Source organism: Paenibacillus sp. GQ49, from assembly GCF_059759055.1.
The window spans coordinates 377,612-401,559 of the sequence record NZ_JCAXEL010000003.1 but is presented as its reverse complement, the minus strand read 5'-3'; the positions used below and the strand labels follow the sequence as shown (position 1 = coordinate 401,559).

Genomic DNA, 23,948 nt, shown 5'->3' with positions numbered 1-23,948 from the left:
GTTATGGTGTGCCTTATAGATATCCTAAATTGTCCAAAACCCGTTTCAACATGACTGCTGCCTGTGCACGAGTTGCATTTCCCTGAGGTTCGAATGTTCTGGCTGTCATGCCTTGAATAATTCCCTCCTGCACCGCTTTGGCAACAGAATCCTTGGACTGGATTTTGTTACTGTCCTTGAACTTGGATAGAGTGGAAGCAGCCGAAGATTGAAGAGAGACCGTGTTACCACCGTAGTTCATAGCACGTACCATCATAAGTGCCATCTGCTCACGCGTAATGGGGCGATCCGGCTTAAACGTACCATCGGTATTCCCTGTAATGATTCCCGCTTCAGCAGCAGCACCGATATAGGCACTTGTCATACTTCCACTGCGGACATCCCTGAAACGACTCGCTGCGGTTGGTTCTCCATTTAAACCCAGACCTCTGGCGACCAATTCAGCGAATTCTGCACGCGAAATATTCTCATTCGGTCGATAGTAAGAGCCATTTGGTGCATTAATAATCCATTTGGCAGAGAGTTCCTTAATGACTGCACTTGCCCAGTGTGATGTGGTATCCGGATAATTAACAATATGGTTGACCGGGACTACCGATTGATTACCATTCAGTTGTCCTTGGACAACGACACTTCCTGGTGTATTTTTAAACGAGCTAGGTACGTTCGATAACATGAAGGTAACTGGATCAATATAAGTGAATCCAGATGTTACTGTAGAAGTACCTACTGGTAATTGCATGGATAACTGACTTTTCATTTTCTGCTCCACACGTTGATCGGTCGTACCATTACTGGCAAACAGGTACACATCCGTATAATTCGCAAGTTTCTGCGCTCCTGCACCTGCAATCAAGCCTTCCATCGTTCCTGATGAAGACACAGGTACCGTCTCTAACTGAACGTATAAGGATGGAACCGCTGCTCCTGTCGTTGTAATTGTGTTTGGCGTTCCTACACTCCGACTCATAGCCGCCATATCTAAATTAGACAGTGGCACCGTCCAAAGACGATCTCCATACTTCACACCAATGGTACCGGTGCGATAACTTGCAGCAATCTGAGTCAGTGCATTTAATGGGAATCCAACATACGCAGCCGATTCACTGTCCGGAATCTCAAATACCACCGGCTGAGTCAATTTCCCGTTTGCTCCAGCGTATTCAAAGGACTGAATCAACTTGGTTGCATCCACGTTGAATTGACGAGTCGGGCGATTATAGTGGGACATCGCAGATACAGCAGAAGCCGTAGTGTTATTCATCACAAGTAAAGACTGACCATAGCTCGATGCATCCAATTCTGCCAACCAGGAAGGACGGTTTCCCGACTGATTATTGTTCGAACTATTATTCGTCTGTTGTAACGTAAGTGGGCCAAATGCTGTTATCGTGGCATTCGACGCATCCCGCAACGGCACTGCCCCAGGTACATAACTCACCGTTCCCGTCTGAGTAGCTGTCGATGTTACTGCTGAAGTATCCACTTTCAACGTCACCACAGAGCCAGAAGCTGAAGCAGACAATACAGTTGTGGTTGAATTACCAATCACTACACTGAACTGAGATGCTGTTAGTGCAGCCTGGGACTGGATTGAATCACGGAAATTAATTTGAACCGTGTCTCCCTGAAGCGTAGCCGACAGGATTTTGCCATTTCCATATGTGTACGTTACTGGAGTCAGATTGAGATATCCTGCTGGGTTATTGTTCAGATCCGTTAATCGCAATGCTCCAGGTACATATGATAACGATATATTTTGTGTATCCTTCACCGCTGAAGCCAGCGTTAACGTGACCAGATCATTTTCGATCTCAGAATCATTAACGAAGACTGGCTTACCATCGACCAGAACAGAATATTGGCTGTTGAGCGGTTTATTCGTCGTGTTCAGTGGTTCATTGTAACGCATCCATAACTTGTTACCACTCACCTCAGCACTCTTAAACTCAGGTGGTTTGGTATCAATTGAATTGCGGACATAGAAACCGCTGAATCCAGCAAGAGCCTGTCCACGTGTATCTTTTACAGGCCATGAACCTGGCGTGTATGCAACCCGAACGACTTCACCATCCGTAATTGACCGACTAAGATTCAATGTTACGACAGAACTGCCATTGACTGATATGCTATTAACGCCTACAGCAGACTGATCCGCAGTTACGCTGAATTGTCTTGCTGCATCACTTGAAGTGATATATACCGTCTCAGGGTAGTACAACGTAATTGTACTGTAATACACGTTACCTTCTCGCGGCTTGGACATGACAGAATCTAGACCATTCTCTACATCCCGAGCGCCAAAAGCAGCCGCAGCATTGGAAGACTGATCTGTGAGACGATTACCTGTAGTACCCGGCGCATAAGCGATACGCACAACCTGTCCTACCGCTACACCCGTATCCAAGACAACATATACACTGTCACCCGAAATATAAGTGGAGCTGACGTTTCTCTTCTCCCCATTCACCGTTACGGCGTAAGTACTACTCAGCGAATTGGTGCTGTTCAGCCACTTGTCATACGTCAGGCGAATGGTGTTATTGCTATGCATCTTAGCCGTCTTCAGTACAGGCGGAGTTGTATCAAGGCTTAATGTTTTAAAAGCCCATGATGTGGACCCATTCAGACCTGTGAATGCATTGCCTGCTTTATCACGAAACGTATTGGCGGGAATATCCACCACATAGTTCGTGTTGCTATCCAATGCGTTCGTAGGTGTAATAAGCAATTGTCTACTGTTTGCACTATTAATGATTGTCTTAGATGCAACGGTTGCTCCATTTGATTTTTTGAGTGTTACATTCTGAATGTAATTCGGATCAAGTTCTTTGTTAAACGTAACTGTTAAATTCCCCGTTAAAGGTGCATTGGTAGCACCGTTTGTGGGAGATACAGTAGATACCATAAGGGATGTCGGATCGGATATGACATTAAATCCCCAAACATTCCCACTAATTGCACTGATATCATTCTCATTTCTATCCCTCAAGAAACCTTCTGGCATTACGATGTAATATGTAGTGTTGTTGTTCCAGTTATTCGTGGGAACGATCGTAATCGTATTTGTTCCAAAACCTGTAATTCGAGAGGGTCCTGCGGTTACTGGAATCTGCTCAAATACAGTACCTCCGACTCTTCCCTGATAAATAGTGAGATTCCCTCTGCCTGCGGTCACCGGCTTATCGAATGTCATCACTACCTTAGTTGAAGGGGATACCATTGCTGCGTTATCAGGAATTCTACTCACAAGGGAAGTTGAGCCTAGCCCCAGAGTACTGAAGGTCCACTCTTTGTTAGTCAGGCCCGGAAATGGAGTATTGTCCGCGTAAACAAATGATTTATTATCTATCTCTACGTAGTATGTTGCTCCCGGTAGAACCTTGTCCTTGCCCAGTGTAATCGTCACTCGTAGGCCATTAGCTGGTACAGGTGTGCTGTCCCCCGCATCGGGTGTCGTAGGGTCTGTAATCGGTGGTGTGGGATCAATCACGACTTGGTCACTGGATACCAGTACCGAACCCATCGTTGTATTATCATCCAAACGCTTAATCAAGATTGAACTTTGTGTACCAGGTGCCTTCTGAACAGGTTTATCAAAATCAATAACGAATGGTACTGAACTATCCACATTCGTTCCTTTCACAGCAGGAACAGTGTTCGTTATTCCATTTGCACTTAATTCATTGGCCGCATATGCTCCCTGCTCAACTCCACTCCAACCCGTAAGCCAACCTTGAGCCGTCAGCATAACGATCAAGATTCCGAGCATGCCTTTTTTGGCAATTCTCTTCAATTTCACTGATCTTCCCCCTTATCTGAATTTCTTCTCCTGTCTGATGTACAGACCTCATTATGTATTTCGGCAAAACGATGTGTTTCAATTAGGAAAAAGGGTTATTTTGGTATTATTTCTTCGTTATATCTCTTCTCGCTGTGAAGTAAATCATTCAGGATGCAGAGGTACGCCAGCTATATGAAGCCCGGCAGAGATATCTGCATGATGAAGCCTCAATTAGAGAAGGGGCTTTCGCAGAAGGGGAACACACAAAAGCAATCAAGATCGCTACAAAAATGATAAAAATGGGTGTTGATCTTTCCGTTATCATTGAAGCCTCTGGTCTATCGGAGGCAGAAGTCTTAAAGTTACAAAAAGAATCGTAACGACAAAAAAAGCCCCTGATTCCTTATCGGAATCAAGGGCTTCTTTTCTATTTGAATCTAGCTTACAGACCTGCTTGAGTTTTCAAAAGGTCAACTTTGTCCACTTGCTCCCAAGGTACATCCAGGTCTGTACGGCCGAAGTGACCGTAAGCAGCGGTTTGTTTGTAGATTGGGCGACGCAGATCCAGCATACGGATGATGCCAGCCGGACGAAGATCGAAATTGTTGCGAACAAGCTCAACCAATTTCTCTTCGCTGACTTTGCCAGTTCCGTATGTATCCACGTTGATCGATACCGGGTTGGCTACACCAATCGCGTAAGCGAGCTGGATTTCCACTTTGTCTGCAAGACCTGCAGCTACAAGGTTTTTCGCTACGTAACGAGCCGCATATGCTGCGGAGCGGTCTACTTTTGTCGGATCTTTACCAGAGAACGCGCCACCGCCATGACGTGCATAACCGCCGTAGGTATCTACGATGATTTTACGTCCAGTGAGGCCTGCATCTCCCTGAGGTCCGCCAATAACGAAACGTCCTGTTGGGTTGATGAAATATTTAGTCTGCTCATCCAGCAATTCAGCTGGAACGACAGGCAAGATTACATGTTCTTTGATGTCTTTTTGGATCTGCTCCAGTGTAGTCTCTTCAGCATGCTGAGTAGACACAACGATTGTATCCACACGTACCGGCTTGTCACCGTCGTATTCAATCGTTACTTGAGTTTTACCATCCGGACGAAGATATTCCAATGTACCGTTCTTACGCACTTCCGCCAGACGGCGAGCGATACGGTGGGACAATGCGATTGGCAAAGGCATGAGTTCCGGTGTTTCGTTCGTTGCAAAACCGAACATCAGACCTTGGTCACCTGCACCAATGTTTTCTGTTTCACGAGCGACTTGTTCCGGGTCACGGTTCTCAAGCGCTGCGTTAACGCCTTGGGCAATATCAGCAGACTGCTCATTCAGAGAAGTCAGAACTGCACAAGTGTTATAATCAAAACCGAACTTGGCACGTGTGTAGCCAATATCCTTAATTGTATTACGAACGATGGACGGAATGTCCACGTATTCAGAAGCTGAACTGATTTCACCGATGACAAGCACTAAGCCTGTGGCTACGGAAACTTCGCAAGCTACGCGAGCATTGGGGTCGTTTGCAAGAAACGCATCCAATACGGCGTCTGAGATCTGATCGCAGATTTTATCCGGATGTCCTTCGGTTACAGACTCCGATGTAAATAGATGCCGGCCTTTAACAGACATGAAGTTTCAACCTCCCATAACTAGTAGTATGGCGATTGCCCGAACAAAACATGACAGCGATTCGTTCACTGTACCCTCGAAGCTTTCCAAAATGGAATAAGGACGCAGGGGTCCGCAGTTGCGAAGATAAGGATTTTTCAGGTAATTGCCTCAAACGAAAATCAACCTTTCCCTAGTGGAAAAGGTTGCATACCTCAAATGCCATCTTAACGTATTTGTCAAGACGTGTCAAACGAATTGGGGGAAGGAAAATGCCCTATAAGTGCTGCTCTGCCTGGCGAATTAGCCTCTTGGTGATCTCTCCACCAACGGATCCATTCTCGCGGGAAGTCAGATGTCCCCACCCTTTGTATTGCCCATACGAGTGGTCACTCACTTCACCCAGTTCAGATCCAAATTCTGTATCCGCACCAGCCAAACCTCTGCCCCCATAACCTACATTGAGACCAAACTCTGCAGCAATCTCATACTTCATCTGATCCAGCATTTGACGACTTTCGGGTACCACTTTGCGATTGCTTCTAGCCATGGTTCCTGCACCTCCATTAATTGATTATCAACAGTTATAGAGTGAGCAGGAACAAGGTCAGCTAGCCGTATTAATGTTTGTTAGAACTGGTTAATCTGAGCAAATGAAATGAATGACTAATGAATAATTCCTTTAACAGCTACAAATCCTATTTCAGAGTATATCCACCACGAACCATTACGGTTAGGCTGTATTTGTTTCCTTCCAATACCGTGATTCCCCGTCCATCCCTTGGAAAAGAGAGCAGGTGATTGGTCGGCGCTGCCTGCCCATTCGTCAGGTCAATCCCGTCCGTCAGATCAGCTACACCATTCGTACCTTCACTGACGATCACAGCTTTACCGCTACGTACAATGAACTCCGCGCCAGACTTGCCGATCAGCTGTTGACCCGGCTTCACGGTTACGATCTCAACGGCTTCAGAAGCGCCCGAGACCAGTGGAGGAAGGGATGTGTCTCCACCTGTGCTACCGGAGTTCCCGGTTCCTGTGGAGCCTGTATTGTTACCATTTCCTGCATTACTGTCCGTTCCCGTACTGGTATTACCGCTTCCTGTCGGGATTTTACCGCCCAAAGCCTGTTGGATCTGCTGATCTACATAACTCTTTGTTACAACCGGATCATCTGCTGTTCCTGGTTGGCTTGTACCTGCACCGATGGCTGTATTGCTGTATACCGACCCAACCCACACGCCAACACCAATGGCGAGCGCAGCGAGGGATACTTTCATATAAGGTTTCATGTGAATCATTTTCCTCCTCTGGTAATCTATTAACTTTAACTATAGAGAAAAAAATGCCATGCGACAAGCAAAACCTCGTCTCCGTGTTGTCGAAGACGAGGTTAACTATCTTACTTTATGCGGTTAATTGGTATAGTTACCGGTTCGTATCTATCAGAAGATCCCTCTTCTGGGAATTCCGGAAACTCTGGTTCTTCTTTAGGCAGTTTGGACACATCATAACTATAGCCTTGTTCTGCAAGACGGATGCGTTGACCCTCGAACACATCATACAAGGCTACACGATATGAACCACCACGTATTTTATCAAATACCGTATCATCAATACTCCAGTTGAGCGTTTGGTTAATTCCTGTCTTCAGATCAGTTCCTGGTGTGATCTCTTTATCGAACACTTTACCTGACCCATCAGTTAGAGACAGAATCAGCTTATGTCCGTACTCTCCACTATCCACAGCTTCCTCCTGTGTTAAGGAGTAGATCATCTCAATCTGTACTGAAGTTCCACCTGTAAGATAAGCTTTAATATTGCTGCCCGAGAATTTGAACGGATACAAGTCTATATCATTCAGAGATGATAGAACAGATAATGATTTCGGCTGCACTTCAAATGACATGGCATTAACATAAGCCGTTGCCTCACCTTCACCGGTGACAAACTTGTTGTCAGCAACCCCTTCACCTACAATCAGACGCATATCAGATAATGTTTTTACACTCTTCGGCACTTTGGCCCAGAACGTAACGATACTCTTCTGACCCGGTCCCGGTACACGGTTTGCCTGCTTGGCTGTTGCTTTGTAATATTGACCATCTGCTGTTTTGTAGTATCCTACCAACTTCGCAAGTCCACTCTGACGCAGAGACTTATTCGTCATCTCGAATTCGGTGTATACAATATCGGAAGAAGATCCTGGATACACATATGTTCTGCGTATGCCCAGCTCTGTTTCTTTATCAGAAGTGCCCTGGGTATAGGTTTTCCCTTCGCCCACATAAGAGAGGGGCTGAATTAACCCAGACGTACTGAGGGTAATCCAATCATTCTTTTCTTCCTCACTCACTTTCTCCAGCAAAGTTAATTCCAAACGGCTCATGTTAAGCTCAGATGGAATCTTCGTCAGGAGATAAGCTTCGGTGACCATGCCAGAACCTAGCAACTTACCCCCTTCTGCACGAATCAGCTTCGTATCTCCATCAATACGTGCGGAATCGATTGTAAACATCGCTTCCAGTTCAGGCAATTGAACCGTTTTGGCCGATGCATTACGGATGGTGACCTTGGCAGCAATAATATCACTGTCTGTCCACGGAAGACGTTGCAAAGAGCCTACAGATACACCGAATGTACCTTTACTATTCTTAATGACCGTTTCCGTCGTAAGTCCATCCCCACTTGTTACGGATTCAGGAATAGCATAGATGCCAACAGGATAGGAAAACTCAAAGCCACTCGTGCCTCCGCCAGTCGTTTCCCCTTCTTTGCTCTCATCTTTGGTAGTAGGTGTCATCACAACAAATTTGATCTTACTCGTATCGCCATCCCCTTGAATCGTAGAGATCAGCTTAATCGTCTTCGTTGAACCTGGCTTCAACTTGAGATCATCCAGTAGCTTCGTCTCGATCGGATAGGAAGTACCATCCTCTGTACGGATCTCCAATGCATATTTGGGAACCTTCACTTCTTTCTTGCCTTGGTTCTTCAATACCCATTGCATGGTCAGATCAAATTCCTCATCTTCTGCACGCACACGAGCCGATTCCAGAAGAGTCGAAACAGGTTGTCCATCAATAGAGATGATGTTCGGTTGATTCGCTGCTACGTTTACATTGGTTTGGCTAGCGACAGGAAGCTGTAATGCTGCCACCGGTAGAGCAGTCTTCTCTTCACCTTGTTCTTCAACGAGCAGCAATTCCGACTTTTCCAGTTTCAATGCTGTAGGCAAAGAAGCCATTAAATTTAACGTTTTGTTGGCCTGTGCCTGAATACTGACACCCGTACTATCTTTATCCGGGGTCAACGGATAATTCGTACCACCTGGTGTACGTAGAATCCACTTGATATTTGGATTATCCAATAGCTTGTAACTGATATTATTTAGGTTCACGCCAACTTTGACGTATTGTTTCTTATTTTCACCTGGATACACTTTAATACCAGAGACTTTAACCTTGACAGCTGAATCAATCAGACGAACCGTCTTCGTTTTGCCTACAGGTGTAGTGATGCTATAAGATGTGGGAACATTGAATTTCCCCAGCGTGCTTTCATAATTCGGTTTACTGAAATCCCACTTCACAATCAGGAAGTTCAGATCACTTAATTTCACTTCACGTCCAACCTTCATAACATATGTGAGATCTATCGTGGAACCCGGTGATACCGTCTTCTTCTCTTGATCCTTGGCGATCAGCTTTGGAGAGAAGCTTGTTCCACCTTTTGTTTTCACTTTGCTCCAATAATCGAGCATCATCATCGGTGTGCTGTCATTATTTTTATACGTCAGTGTATACGTCACCGTATTCCCGTCGTCTTGAGACAAGATATTAACGTCGGTTAGCTTCACGGTACTCCGTGCAGTTACTTTGACCGCAGGCACCTTAGCCAGGGTATGTACGACTTTATTCGTGGGTGTAGTCTGTTGCTTCTTTGTTGTTGCGCTGTTATTTGTAGTAGGTTTACCTGAGTTAGCTGGTGTATTTGCAGCAGCAGCAGCTACTAAACCTCCACTTGAACTGATGAATAACATACTAGTTATCAAAGTCGTTATGACCTTTTTATGATCCACTTCCAAACCTCCCATAAGTTGCTTGTTGCTATATAGTATAAACGTTTAGCAGGGAGAGAAAGTTACGATGTTGTTGGTTTTAAATAGAAAAAAAACCAGAGAACAAAGTTCTCTGGTTTAATAATTAAAGATTAGTTCGTGATAGTTCCTGTAGTAAGGTTAACTTGCTCATTATTTACGATAAGTTTACCAGACAATGTGCTATCTGCTTTAATTGTATCAGTTCCCAGTTTAACTACGAGCACTTGGCTTGTAGTAGCACCATTAGCAAATTGCAATTCAGCAGAGTAGTTTTTAGTTGCTTCGGAGTTTGTGATAGCAACTTGGTTCACAACTCCACTTGCAGCCTTATTAAGTTGTACTGTTACTGTTGCTTGTTTAGCGTCAGATCCACCTACAAGTACATAATCAGTAGTTCCTGTTGTTGGAAGAACTCCAGTACCACCAACAATTGTATAAGGAAGATCAGCTGCTTTAGCTTCTGCTGCGGTAACAATATCACTTACTGTAGCATCAGTAGTAACGGTGATTTTTTTACCATCTGCACTAAATGCAACTTTTTCAATGTCAGTTCCAGGGGCAACTACTTCTAATTCAACAGTTACATTACCAACTTCTCCTGCTTTAGAAGAAGTAAAGCTCAAGCCATTCGCATTAACTTTTGCGAATGTAGCGTTTGTAGCTGGTGCATAAGCAGCAGCACCTGAAACATCGTTATTTGTAGATGTAGAACTAGCAACTACAGTATATTTACTGGATTCAGCAACCAATGGACCGTTAGTTCCAGCTGCTTTCAAATACTTAGCGCCTTTTCTAACTTGCACTGTAACTGGTTGTTTTTCAGTAGCAGTAGCACCAATAATTTCGATTTTCACTTGATTAGGGGAGGCAGCAACGATTTCTGCCGTATAACCTTCACCAAGAACAAGTTCTTTTTCAGTTGCTTCATTAATTACGATGAAGTCATTTCCGATTTGAGCTTGCTCTCCAGTCAAATTAGAAGAGAAAGTTACGAAGAACTCATCATCAGCATTTCTTTGTGCAACAACAGCACCATTAACAGAGATACCTACGCTCTGTACTTTAGGAGAAACATTGCTGTTAACAGGTGAAGTTTGATCGTTAGTCAAATTCGTTCTGTTGTTAGAGTAAGTTTCAATGTTGTTGTTAGAAACCAATGTGATATTAGTGATTCCACCTACATAGTCACGATCAGTTTTCAAAGTAACTTTGTTCTCATCAACAGTTACAGAAACAGGGTATTGACCAGCAATACGGAAATCACTAGAGCTTGCATTAGCAATTACTTGGTTGAATTCCAGTTCGAAAGTTCTAGCATCTTTTTGAACCGCACCAGTCCATTGAAGACGATTGTTAGCAGCGTCATTCAATTCTTTAGTATTGATAGAAACGATTTGACCAGTTTTGGATTTCAAACCAGCTGCAGTAATGCTCTTAACAGATCCAGCAGGACCGAATGTAACACGTGTAGCATCGATGTTTTCAGGGAACTGAATAACAACAGATTTACCACCGTTTACAGCATTTACAGTTGCTTCTGTTGGCAATGCAATACTTTGCGCGTTTCCACCATTTTTAACGAAGGAAATGTAGTAGTTTCCTTTGTTATTCAAAGTAGACAGATCCATTTCTCTACCGAAGTTCAGTGTAACCTTACGTGTAGATTCATTGTAATCTACGAATTGAACAGATGGACTTACGCTATCATTAGCGATAAACGTTCCATTGTACTCAACCAAAGTATTTCTCAGTGCAGTAGTGTCCTGCACATCTGCAACTTTAAGGTTATAAGTTCCTGTTTTCAGTTCGCTGAAGAAAGTAACATAGAAGATTTTGTTAGAGCTGTCAGCTGCAGTAACGTTATTTACTGGAACGTTATCACTGCCTTTTTTCACTGTGAAATACTTTTTATCAGCTGCACTTACAGCTTTATCAAAACGTACAGTCAATGTGTTTGTACGATCACCGAAAGTAGTTTCAACTACTTGTGGACGAACCAAGTCAACTGTGGCGTTGATTTTGTGTTCTTTCACAGCATTAGCGTTACCAGAGTAGTCTTTCACTTCTACGAACAAAGTGGACTCATAACCTGGCAGGCGGTTAGCTTGATCAAACTCAACTTCGTAAACATTGGAAGCAACTTGTGTTACTTTACCAGTTTTCTTAGTATCGCCTGATTTCCAATAGAAGCTATCGTTAGTAACGGAGTTAGGATCGATTTCTTCATCGAAAGTAACTGTTACTTTTTCCAATGTAGCAGAGATCTCAGATACTTTAGGACCTTCAGTATCAGCAACTACAGTGAAGTCAGTTGTTGCAGACAAAGATTTCAGACCAGCGAAGTCTTCAACCAGGGAAGTAGTCAGTTTGTGATCACCTGTAGCGATCGAACCAGTGAAGTCACGCAGAATTACTTCGCGTTGGTTAGCACCTTGAGTTACAGATCCAACAAAAGCTTTGTCATCCAATTGGAAGTTGCTGCTAGTTGGAGCTACAACCGGCTCAGAGAAAGTTACTTTGATAACTTTAGTACCCAGTGCTTTAACTTCTGCTACTGTAGGCAGTACATTGTCAGCAGATGTGAAGGAAACTTCACCTTGTGGCAATACAGTACCTGTAGAAGATTTCACGTTTTTAACAGCTACTTTGTAAGTAGTGCCTTGTGTGAATTTGCTGGATTCGTTTAACAACAGGCGAGCTGTTTTACCGTCAGCCAACAAAGTGATGGATTTGATTCCTTTGGAATTGCTGTCTACAGTGTAGTTACCTTTGTCAGTTGCAGTAGCTTTGTCTACTTTACCGTCAAAAGCAACGTCAACTTCTTTCAAGTTAACAGAAGAAGCGGATTGTACTTTAGTTGCAGCTTCTACAACATAAGTAACTTTTTCAGTGAAAGATTTTTCTTTGTAAGTAAATTTCACTTCAGTTTCTTTGTTAGCTTCAAGAGCTTTATCCAAAGTAACTTTTACAGTTTCGCCGTCGCTGATTTTGAATTCAACAACTTTTCCACCTTCAGTTACTGTGTAAGAAGATACTTTCAAGCTTTGTGCTTCGTCAATTGCGTAAGCAGCGCCTACAAGCAATTCACGGGAAGCGTTAGCTGTGAAGTTAGTGTTTGCATCAACCAAACCAGCGTTGATTGCTGCTTGAACATAACCTTTAGCCCAAGCTGGAGCAGTGTTGTTTGTTTCAGCTGGGATTTCAAGATCCAATGCACGAGTCAGGATTGTAGCCATCTCGGACACAGTCACTTTACCGTTGAAGTCGAAGATTTTCTTCTCAACGTTTTTACCTTCCATGATACCAGCAGCAGTTACTGCTTCGATGTAAGGTACAGCCCAGTTTTTAGCTGTGTAGTTTTTGTCAGTGTAAGAAAGAGTTCCAGTGATCTCTTTCAGACCCAGCAATTTAGTGATAACTTTTGCAAACTCAGCGCGAGTCATGTCTTTGTCAAGACCTGCTGTACCATCCGGATAACCGTTGAAGATACCTTTTGCTTTCAATGCATCAAACTGTTGTTGCGGGGAAACTGCTGTGTCACCGAATGCTACAGATGCAAACATTGAGAATGCCATTGCTGTAGACAATGCTACGGATAAAATTTTCTTCATAACCTTTTTTTCTCCTCCTTGGGCGTTCATAACATTTGAATTTTCTTTTTTAATAGGGTCGCTCGTATTCCTCATATATTGTTGCACCCCCTTTCCAGAGTTGTGAGCAAGTTAATATAAATGATGTCTGTGAGCATATCACAGAAACTTGTAAACTAGTTTGGTAAAGCAGAATCACACGTAAATAGAGTAGTTTCCTAATCCTACCTTACGTATTATACAATGGGTCTCTCGTGCCGTAAAGCAATTTTTTCTAAAAAATAGACAAGATTCTTCACGAGGTCATTCTTGGTAACAGGCCCAATGTTTTCGACTCTACACTTTAAACGCAGTAGATTTCAAAAAGTTGCGGATTGCACAAAAAAAGTTTTGATTTTTTTTATGTATAGGTACAGTGCGGGTATTGAAGCTATTCAAAACCTTTTCAAACCGTTGATACAGCAGTGAATCTGGAATTGCGATCTCTGGTTTGTCTGTGCTACCAACGTTTATTTATACCCGCAACTTCAACCTATGAAGCGACAAAATTCACAAAAAACAAAATAAAAAAGCACCCCTATTGGGATGCTTCTGGTGCAGTTCTGGAAATATAAGTTATTTAATCTTCATCGCAAGTTCAATAATTTGAGCTCGCATATTTGGATCACTGTTCAATCTCAGATACATATCGTCAATTGGTTGTCTGTTCTCACGGTACGTTTTCTCATGCTTCATCGTCGTGTGAGACCATTCAATCAACTCATTCTCAGCCAGAACCAGATTGTTATACGCATCATGGAAGCCAGTGGACTGTACAAGCCCTTCCATAACTTCCTGAGAGATCTCCTGAGTCTTGCGTGTATCTTCCAACTTTTTCTCCAGAATGACTGCCTGCTTCTCAAACTGTGTCTTTGCCTTCATGTAGCCCAGCTGGGCTTTCGAATAAATCGGTTTCATTAGCTAACTTCACCCTCTAGATCATTGTGTATTTACCGTTATTGTATCTTAAACTCTAGCAAATTACAAAAATAGTTATTGGTAAAAATTCTGTTTCTTCTATTATAAAAGTACTCTATGTCAATTCATTGACAGCCATGAAAAGGACCTGCCCTTTAGAGTAAGGGACAGGTCCTTCCTAAATTGATTCCATGTATCAAATGAATTAACTCAAGGTTTTAGGGAATAGACCTGTACTTTTCTTAAGCAGCTCTACAGCAATTTTAGCAGCTTCAGCACGAGTCATATTGCCTTTTGGATTGAATTGGAATTGTGCTTTCTTAGATCCAGCTACTGTAACCGGACTTCCATCCATAATTTTGGCTTTGGTTACGGCTTGTATAGCTGGTCGTGCATAATATTCGATTGAACCAGAATCCAAAAATGACTTACCTAATGCTTGCGACAGTTTGTCGTCATTAGCAGCCAGTTTAGCATTCATGGCGCGGGCAATCATTACCGCCGCATCTTCTCTTGATATTGGTAACTGCGGCTGGAAGAAGCCGTCACTGCGTCCCGTAATGATACCTACACGTGCTGCAGTTTCAATAGCTTCATAGTTCCAAATCTCCGCTCCCGTACCTTTTCCTACATCACTGAAGGTCTGCTGTGTTGGCGTTGTAATTGGAATATTCATGCCTTTTACCAGCAACGTTGCGAACTCACCACGAGTTATACGATCATCTGCACCAAACGAATTACTCTTCAATGGCTTCATCAGACCTTTGGCATACATGGCATTAAGGTAGTTTCTTGCCCAAGGGTGATTAGTAATGTCCGCATAGCTTTTGCTCTGTTTCATTACTTTATAATATCCAAATTCATCGAATGGGACTGTAATGGTATGTTTCTTCGTATCCACCTTGCCGCCAATTGGAACCCATGTTCCTGTTTTGGTTTTATCGGAAAGACGGAATACCGTAATTGTAGCACCAACATCATCCACAATAGACGGATCATAGTTCAAAATTAATGATCCTCGACTAGACGGTGTGAGAATACGCTCAGAAGCGAATGTAGAGAAGATCCCTTCCATACTGTAAGGAGTGAGACCATCCGTACCTGGTTTATAGCTACTATCACTTTTGCTACCCAGTTCACCGACTCCACCATTAATCCAGTAAATATCTGAGATTAAGGTAAAGTCACCTGTGTCCAATGAAGATGCGAAATTCCCTGAGACAGCAAGCGGTATTTCAATTTTCGGCTTATTCTCTCCACCAATTTCGGTGTCATAACCATAATCATTGATCTTCTCTACAATCCCTTTTTTCGGTTCCGCAATACCAAACAACAGTTTGTTATTTGGATAAAACTTTGTTACACCGATTGAGTTTTGAGATTGTAACACAGTTCCTTTCGGGAAAGACAACTGCAAGTTTTTATTAAACGCCGTATATTTATTGGCAACCTTCGGAGCCATATACTCCGAATTTGTCGTTACTGCACTTGTATAGTAAATAGAGATCGTATCATTAATTTTCCCGCCTGGACGGGTAATTTCAATCTTCACTTTATTCTCTTTATCCGCCTTAAGATCTACATAATCAAGCACAAAACGATTGTTTAAGTCTGTACGTTTCTCAGCTATGTCTTTACCAATCTTCACTTGAGTTGCGCCTTCTGCTTCAATATCGAAGCGGACAAAGTTTTTATTAACAACGATCTGATCACCCACTGTAGGTTGTGGAGCTAATATCCGATAAGATGCAGGCTCACGCACGATCTCGATTCTTTGAGTAGAACGAGCCCCTGTGCTGTTAATTAACTCAAGTGTATACACTTGTGTACCAGGCGCATCAAATTTCAAGCCGCGAATCCGGCCAATAAATGCATCTTGATTACCCGCAAAGTCTGACCCGGTATAATCAGCCGTATTGCCAGTATCTTTACTCTGAAGCACATTATCATTATTCAATGTTTGGCTGAAAATGACTTTTGATCCAAAGCTCAGATTTACATTCTGGGCCCCAGCACCTCTGAATACCAAGTCAAACTCTTTTTCACTCGTTACATATTTTTCATCTTTAAAGATAAAATCAGGAGTCACCGCAAAAATTCTGCTTAGCTTCTCTTGTGTGTAATTGCCAATTACCGAATTATCAAAAGACTCTCTGCTTGTTGGAATACGCGTTGGCATAAATGTAGATATGGTTGAATGATAAGTATCGATCACATTGATTTTCAGCAAGGTTGTAATTGTTTTGGGCCTTCCGCCCCCATCATCAACTACAGCGCGAAGTTCAATCGTATTTTCTCCATAGTATATTGGACCATTTCGCTTGATCGGTAAGCTAAATTTGAATTTCTGAGTTTTTGGAAATTCGATTACAGGAATAGGTGTTGGAGGCTCAACATCTAAAGTAGGCCCAGTCACCAGTCCTGTGGCAGTCGTTGCAGTCAATTGACCATTCACAATCATCTCTGCTTTCAAAGCAGTCAGATCTTTGAAGCCAAGCAATTCTCCCTCTACACTCACGTATTGCTTCCCTGCAGAGGAGTCAAACTCATAAGTTTCTCCTGTTTGCAAGCTTCCAACATAGATCGAACTGATCGTTGCATAGGTAACTTCAACGATTTTAGACAGTTCAGGCTCTGGCGTATCACTAAAGGAGAAGCGAAGTTGCTGCTTACCACTTGCAAGACCATTAATTTCATACACTTGTTGTTTATCAGTTAATCCTGAGACATTCGTAACTTCTGTCATATCCACCGTCTTAAGCCCTGATGGCAGATAAGCTCCTTTAAGGACAGGCTCTGGTATCTTATCAAGTGAGCTACTCGATTCTACGAGAATATACAGTTTATCCTCTTGTAATGTCGCGCCGTTAAGCGGTACTTTGGACGTAATTGCAGATCCTGGTTTAAAGTTAGGCAGGTAGTACAGGTTCGTGATGTCTTGTGAACCAGGCGAGTATAAATAGCTGGTTGTATATTCTGCACTGAATGCGCCTTGAGCCACCCTTACAGTAAGCGATTGATTCTTACCTGCAGTCAGGTTGTATACATCATTAGAAGTAAATGATACCATACGATATCTTACAGATCTTCCGTCAGGACCTGTAATCAACTTCTCATCATTAGCACCAATAATAACGGTGTAGGGTTGTCCTTGAACTGTTACTACACCTTCATCAGCGAATTTACCACTGCCTTCAACATAAGGAATCAATACTTGCCCAGACAATGTTGCTGTGGTTTGATTTGGATCCGTAAATGTTGACTTTTCGTCCCTGCTCAGTACGGATTTAGTTTCAGTTCCAATCTTCACCTTAAGATCTACAAAAGGTTTTGTTTTATCAAAATAATACACGATACGTTCTGTTTCAATACCGTTAGGCTGACCTTCAATTTTAAACTTCAGAATGTTTTCCCCCGGCAACAACTTAATTTGTGATGCGAAGAAGCTGCCATCTGAAGTAACTGGTGGATCAATAGGTTCTGCACCATTAACCGAGAGCGAAACCTGCGTTGCGTTTTTAACCGTACCTTGGAAATCAACACGCTCTGTATCCACTACCGTCTCTGTTCCCTCATTCAAGTTGTAGCTTACACCACCGCCTGGAACAGTTCGATCTGTATATAATACAAAGTTCTCAATATAAGGAGCCGGATCATACATCACATAGAAACTATCGGAGCTTTCTACAGAACTGTTACCTTGTGTTCCGATAAACGTGATCTTGTTAAATCCTGAAAACAATGCAACATCATTTGCTGTAAATCGATTACTTCCACTATCCGTAATAGCTGTTGTTACTGTACGGGTCTCGTCCGGAGTCCATGTCTTAAGGGTTCCTTGTTCGACTAATTTCAACTGTTCAACTTTTACCTTCAGACTTGTCCCACTCACCATGGCGAATGTACCTGTAATTGTCAGCGCTGAGGTAGGGCTCTTGTATACCTTATCACGGGTTAGGAAATTGGAGTTATCCTTACCTTGAGTAGAATCAAAAACTAGTGAGAGTCTGGAACTTTCTCGAATTGTTTGATCCGAGGGCGTGAAGTATGTGGAAAATGCGTCAGCTGCCGAAGCAACGGAACCACCGAATAGACCTTGTGGGAACAATGAGAACACCATGGTGACCAACATCATCCAGACCAACGGCCGTTTCTTTTGTTGCATTAAATATCATCTCTCCTCTTTTTAAGTCAGTTACCTTTATATATCGGCAAAAGGTTCCAATTATTTAGTAAAAATCTCAAAATAAACAAAAAAACCTTATCCACGAGGGATAAGGTTGGGTCTGGAATAATATTCAAGAATAGCTATAACCATTACATTTATCTATTTATGATTTCGAACGGGTCTCCGGATTCAGCTTGACGCGCATGCGCATCAGGAAGTTGATAACCGGTCTTCTCGTCTTGCTAACAAGTCCGATGACTTCTGCTCCCACCTGGAGGAAGAACATCATGATACAGATGACCACAAACGTTACCCAGTTCGCTTCAAACATGGCAGCGGAAGATTGGATAATCGCCAGAACTCCGAAGAATGCGGCAATTCCATAAATGATCAGTACCGTCTGACGGTGACTGAATCCAAGTTCACGTAAGCAGTGATGCAGGTGACCTTTATCCGGTGCGAAAATCGGTTTCCGTTGTACCGCACGACGGATAATCGCGAAGAAGGTATCCGAGAGCGGCACACCGATAATGATCAGCGGTGTAATAAAGGACACGATAGCAATTTGTTTGAATCCGAGCATGGACAGCATCGCCAGAGAGAAACCAAGGAATAGTGATCCGGTATCCCCCATGAAGATCTTGGCCGGGTGGAAGTTGAAGAACAGGAAGCCGATAATACTACCCAGCAATACAAGACACATCAAGGCAATCATCATGTTACCCATCAGGAAGGACATTACGGCAATGGTACCAATTGCAATACCAGATACACCGGCAGCCAGACCATCCAGACCATCAATCAGGTTAATCGCATTAGTTACACCAACAATCCATAGGATCGTCAGCGGAATGGATACCCAAGCTTCGAGTGAAGAATAGGAATCCTGAAAAGGAATGTTAACGAAATCTACCCGGATATTAAATCCGAATACAACGACAGAAGCAGCAACGATCTGACCAAGCAACTTCACTTTGGCTGATAGTTCAAACCGATCATCGAGTGCTCCGATCAGTACAATAATTGTTCCACCAATCAGAAACGCGCTGACAAAACTCATATCCCGAGTTGTGAACCATGCCGATACAAACGGAAGCAATGCAGCAACTGTAATAATAAAGGCCAGGAATATCCCCAGACCACCAAGACGTGGCATGATCCGTGTGTGTACTTTACGTGCATTCGGCGTATCCATTGCGCCAATGCGGACTGCGAACTTTTTGACAAGTGGTGTCAGGGCAAGAGCCAGTCCCATTGACACGATAAATCCAATGATAAAGATCGCTACCATTTGAACATTCGACCCCCAATTATAATACCTGTACGAAATTATAAATCCCCTGATCTCTTTTATATATAAAATTATTTGTTAGTCACTTTTGATGAAAAATTCTGTTACACGATAACGGAGAGTGCAAGGAAAACCTAGAGAAGTGTAACGTTCGCATTTATCACCGGATTTCATCCTTTGGAAAAGGATAAAAGGAAATCTGGGGATAACGGCGATCGACAGGTTGCCTTGCAATCGTAGTGCCAAGTGTAACGCTTCTGTTTTCATGGAGTGGCACACATGTAATCCGGAATGAATTATACGCTCATCACACCCGAAAAGCCATCCTCAATTTCTAGCAAAAACACGCATTTATCTCGCAATTACCTGTTTTTAACGGACTTTCGTCACGTTTTCTTTGTCACGCATCACCTTAACAGCGAATTTCGGAAGCGCAAGCATCCGGCCAGCCCGGCTTGGTTCACGCAATAAGCGATAAAACCACTCCAGTCTTAACTTTTGGAACAGCATAGGCGCACGTTTGGTTTTGCCCGAAATCACATCAAAGCTGCCGCCAACGCCCATGGTTACGGGAACCTGTAGCGCATTTTTGTGCTTGTGAATCCACGGTTCTTGGGTGTCCGCCCCACGTGCTACAAACAACAGATCAGGTGCCGCTTCCCGAATGGAAGCGATGACCTGTTCATCCTCAGCCGGACCAAAATAACCGTCGCGATAACCCACAACTCGAATCGCCGGATATTGCTGTTGTAACCGAACTGCCGTTTCTTGAATCACCTCAGGGGTGGAACCAAGCAGATATACGCCCCATCGATAGTTTTCTCCAACACGCAGCAATTCATGTAAAAGCTCATAACCCGGCACTCGCTCAGCTACAGGATCTCCACAATAATTCGCAGCCCATACGACACCTGTTCCATCAGGAACAATCAATTCCGCAGCTTGCATGACTTCCATGATTGAGGGATTTTCCAATGCAGCCATGACCATAATTGGATTGGCTGTAATGACCTGATGTGGTGTCTGCTTGGACAGCACAGCTTCCTGGAGAACCTTCACCGTTTCTTTCATCGTCAGTTTGGAAAAAGGAATGCCGTAGATTGAAACGGTAGGTATTGATCCGGTCTGACTCATCTTTATCTCATCCTTTGCGGCCTAAATAGTTAATAATCTGCTGTGCAGGCACTCTGGCTTCCTGCTTCAGTTGGGTGATGCCTTCTTCATGTTCCTTCAACCACTGTGAACGTTGATCCAGCAGTCCAACAACAGTCTTCGCGAGTTTGTCGCCATCGAGTGTATCCGTGTTGCCTGCTGGTTCACTGTCCAGACGAAGCAGGAATTGATCGATTTTCGGATCATACGAGATACCCACCGGAGGCACATATTGCGAAGCTGCATAGATCAGACTGTGCAGACGCATACCGATAACGAGATCACACTTGCTGACTTCCTCTAGCATAAGCTGAGGATCGGTCAGATCTTCTGTGATGCTAATCTCACTGCCTTTGCTGGTCACATCACCGAGCATTTCCATAAGGAATCGTGATGCCTGTTCATCAACTGGCAAATGAAACGGCAGAAAACGCAAGTGCACCGCTCTTTTGGAGCATAGCTTTTTCAATCCTGCTGCAATAGCCGTAAGTTCCTTCCGGTCTGACTCCCAGAAACGTACCGATACGCCGATCACAGGAAGCTTGGTATGTCCTCCAGTTGAAGGTTCCACTCGATTAGCTTGAGGAGCAGCATCTGCTGAGACAGCACCTGCGCCCCTCTCAACTTTTGCTTCAGGTAATGGCAAGCCCATTACTGGGTCGGGTACAACATGGATCTGATTCCACTGTAACCCGAGCCCACGCAGGTAATCTGCAGATTGTTCATCCCGAACGGATACATAGGTGCAGGACTTGAAGACTGATTTGATCATCGGATTAAAAATTTTACGATTCACAGGGCCAATCCCCTGTGCATAGATAAACGTTGGTTTTTTCAGCCACTGAGCCAGCTTGATTACACCCAGATAATAAGGAATGGATTTCAGTCCAGTTGCATCCTGCAATAGACTTCCTCCGCCACTGATTAACCCGTCGCTCTCCTTGAGTGCTTCACGGACTTCCTTCAATTTCATGCGATGCACGGAGCGCACACCGTACATGGCGGTTGTCGACTCGGGATCACCCGAGAGAACAATAGGTTCAATCGTTATGTTCGACCTTTGGCTTTCCTCTTCCAGCGCTGTCAAAATCGACTTTAGCACCGCTTCGTCTCCGCTATTGCGGAATCCGTAATACCCCGAGATGACTAACTTTTGAGAAGTGGTGACCATTTTTTCCAACATCCTTCCGCTACTTGCCACACACCCACAGCAATGATACCGAAGATTAAGCCAAGTCCCAATCCCATCACTCCACGAATGAGTGACAATACAGCCGGCGTATGGATATGCGCGAACGTATCCACCATGGACAACTGTCCAATCGCTGCAATAATGAGCACAAAGATGACTTTACGATATTTTAAAGCGGCGAACACGCCAACGATAAATAGCGGGTGTCCCAGCATAAATTCTTTGAATCTCGGACGTACACCGAACGTATCTTCCAACGTAGTACGAAGGAACATCTCGAATGGTGTTACTGAACCCGAGTTGCCTGTACGGCTCAAGTAATAGTATCCAACAACGGCAGCAACAAGTGCCAAAACAACCATCAAAACATTAATTGGCATACGAAGCATTTCTTTAATTTTCTTAATAGAGAACGAACCTGAACCACGATAAAACACAATATAGATCGCTACCAGTGCCATAGGTGCAAAGTGCAACAGACTCACGCCGCGGAACTGGTTAATGACCAGACTGTACGTAATACTGTTAAGCAATGCGATGACAAAAGGTACCGCCAGGAATGACAGAATCGAAGTTCTTACATATAACACCAACGTTTGTTTCAAACGACGACCCGCAGATGCGTCTGGTTGACGCTGTTGCTGATAGTTCACTGTACGAACAGCCAGCACCATTGCTATGGTCGGCGCGGCGATTGCCACAAGCAAGGCAATTCCTTGCTCCAGCAGCGTTGGTTTCAAGAGGAACAATCCTGCACTGCCCACCAATGCAACCACAAATGCGATCAAGGTCAGTAGTGGGATAAAATAAGAAACCATAAGTGCAATCATCGCAATTGCACCAATAAGAGCAACCAGCTTGGCATAACGCTGAATCGAAGAATCCTTAACTGTAAATGCTTCAGCTTGTCCTAGCTCGAATCCATGCTTCGCCATGCGTTCTACCGCATGACCCGGTTCACCCAGGCTGTTGATCAGATTCTCAATTGGATCTGTAATCATGGCCTTTGCTGTATTCCGGCTTGGCGATGCATTCATATAGAGCATACGAATGTTGCGATCCTTGGTTGCCAGAACAAAACGGTCAGCAATCGTATCTACGTCTAGATTGGCATCTCCATCACTAAGCGAATACAGACGCGTAACGTTGTAATCCGTTTTATAAGCAAGAGTCTGGAACCCAGACTGCGGTTTCTTCAAGTTCTCAATGGCTGCAAGACCAATATTGTGCTTATTCAGCAACTGTGCGAATTGGTCGAGACTTTTCATGTCTGCATTATCATTGTACCCTTTCACAGCATCACCATCAAACAAGATGCGCTTTACGCCATTCTCTTCGAAGAAGGTAAGCAAGCGCTCCATTGATTCCTGGCTGTATGGCACACTGTCCGAGATCCGCGGCAAAATGTAGAAACCTTTATCACGCAGCATCTTCACGGCAACCGGATCGGGCTGCAAAGGTTGCATGTTGGCATTCTCCGGAGGAGTCTGCAATATTAAGCCGCTACGACCTTCATATTCCCATGGTACTACCGGAATCTGCCGATCAGCGAACGTTTGTTCAATAATAGGGGTATACGTCTGTGCGTTTTCCTCTGATGTAAATAACACATACGTGTAATTTGCATTAGAAGGGATCACATCTTTAGTCAGGTTCGCGAGATCCTGGCCGTTATATACCATCAGTCGGCGTGTTTTTCTCAGCTCGTCCAATGTACTTTCGAACACAGCCATCGTTGTTACGCCTGCGTCTTTTAGACGAGTCAATTGTTCATTCATGAAATCTTGCGGATGTGCCTGATACGCTGAGATATCCAGCAGTCCTCGATAGTTAAAGACAAGCTCCACCTTTTTGGCAGAAGATTCTGTCTGCACCCGATCACTGATTACAGGGATGGACGCAACCAGACCGATAATAACGACGAGCCACAACCACTTCCGAGAAGCGTTATTCCAATAAAGCCATTTTTGACGCACTACATGTACCTCCTCAAGTGTTGGAACCAAATGCACGTTCAGCTCAAGTAATTCGTTCATTTAACATTCATACAATAGGTTACAAACAGCTTGTGTCAACAAGCCCTCTTAT

The 23,948-nt window shown here is 43.7% G+C and carries 13 protein-coding genes; 1 reads left to right on the top strand and 12 read right to left on the bottom strand.

Annotated features, from left to right (window positions below):
• Positions 1-13: 13 nt before the first annotated feature.
• Positions 14-3,802, bottom strand: a complete 3,789-nt coding sequence (locus tag AC6CIF_RS08855) for an S-layer homology domain-containing protein (protein ID WP_498199108.1) — start codon at positions 3,800-3,802, stop codon at positions 14-16.
• A gap of 143 nt (positions 3,803-3,945) precedes the next feature.
• Between AC6CIF_RS08855 and AC6CIF_RS08850 the strand changes: the two genes are divergently transcribed.
• The gene (locus AC6CIF_RS08850) at positions 3,946-4,164 is read left to right on the top strand and encodes an Rpn/YhgA-type helix-turn-helix domain-containing protein (protein WP_498199210.1); all 219 of its coding nucleotides are present in this window, start codon (positions 3,946-3,948) and stop codon (positions 4,162-4,164) included.
• Between the two features lie 62 nt (positions 4,165-4,226).
• On the opposite strand, the gene metK is transcribed toward AC6CIF_RS08850, so the two are convergent.
• From metK to AC6CIF_RS08795, 11 genes are all read right to left on the bottom strand, one after another.
• Positions 4,227-5,429, bottom strand: a complete 1,203-nt coding sequence (gene metK / locus AC6CIF_RS08845; RefSeq protein WP_105600112.1) for a methionine adenosyltransferase — start codon at positions 5,427-5,429, stop codon at positions 4,227-4,229.
• Between the two features lie 256 nt (positions 5,430-5,685).
• A complete protein-coding gene (locus AC6CIF_RS08840) occupies positions 5,686-5,958 on the bottom strand; it encodes an alpha/beta-type small acid-soluble spore protein (protein WP_017691962.1) in 273 nt (90 codons plus the stop codon).
• A gap of 148 nt (positions 5,959-6,106) precedes the next feature.
• Positions 6,107-6,700 (bottom strand): hypothetical protein, encoded by a 594-nt coding sequence (locus AC6CIF_RS08835; RefSeq protein WP_498199106.1) that lies wholly within the window; start codon positions 6,698-6,700, stop codon positions 6,107-6,109.
• A gap of 110 nt (positions 6,701-6,810) precedes the next feature.
• Positions 6,811-9,489 (bottom strand): hypothetical protein, encoded by a 2,679-nt coding sequence (locus AC6CIF_RS08830; RefSeq protein WP_498199104.1) that lies wholly within the window; start codon positions 9,487-9,489, stop codon positions 6,811-6,813.
• 131 nt (positions 9,490-9,620) lie between these two features.
• The gene (locus AC6CIF_RS08825) at positions 9,621-13,196 is read right to left on the bottom strand and encodes an S-layer homology domain-containing protein (protein WP_498199102.1); all 3,576 of its coding nucleotides are present in this window, start codon (positions 13,194-13,196) and stop codon (positions 9,621-9,623) included.
• A gap of 519 nt (positions 13,197-13,715) precedes the next feature.
• On the bottom strand, positions 13,716-14,057 hold the full coding sequence (locus AC6CIF_RS08820; protein ID WP_036612519.1) for a hypothetical protein: 342 nt from the start codon (positions 14,055-14,057) through the stop codon (positions 13,716-13,718).
• 205 nt (positions 14,058-14,262) lie between these two features.
• Positions 14,263-18,222, bottom strand: a complete 3,960-nt coding sequence (locus AC6CIF_RS08815; protein ID WP_498199100.1) for an S-layer homology domain-containing protein — start codon at positions 18,220-18,222, stop codon at positions 14,263-14,265.
• 166 nt (positions 18,223-18,388) lie between these two features.
• Positions 18,389-19,516, bottom strand: a complete 1,128-nt coding sequence (locus AC6CIF_RS08810) for a glycosyltransferase family 4 protein (protein ID WP_036612523.1) — start codon at positions 19,514-19,516, stop codon at positions 18,389-18,391.
• A gap of 372 nt (positions 19,517-19,888) precedes the next feature.
• Positions 19,889-20,650 (bottom strand): WecB/TagA/CpsF family glycosyltransferase, encoded by a 762-nt coding sequence (locus tag AC6CIF_RS08805; RefSeq protein WP_498199099.1) that lies wholly within the window; start codon positions 20,648-20,650, stop codon positions 19,889-19,891.
• Between the two features lie 7 nt (positions 20,651-20,657).
• Positions 20,658-21,839, bottom strand: coding sequence for a polysaccharide pyruvyl transferase CsaB (gene csaB, locus AC6CIF_RS08800; RefSeq protein ID WP_498199097.1), 1,182 nt, complete (start codon positions 21,837-21,839; stop codon positions 20,658-20,660).
• On the bottom strand, positions 21,815-23,836 hold the full coding sequence (locus AC6CIF_RS08795; protein WP_498199095.1) for a DUF5693 family protein: 2,022 nt from the start codon (positions 23,834-23,836) through the stop codon (positions 21,815-21,817). Before AC6CIF_RS08795 ends, csaB begins: the two co-directional genes overlap by 25 nt.
• Positions 23,837-23,948 lie beyond the last annotated feature (112 nt).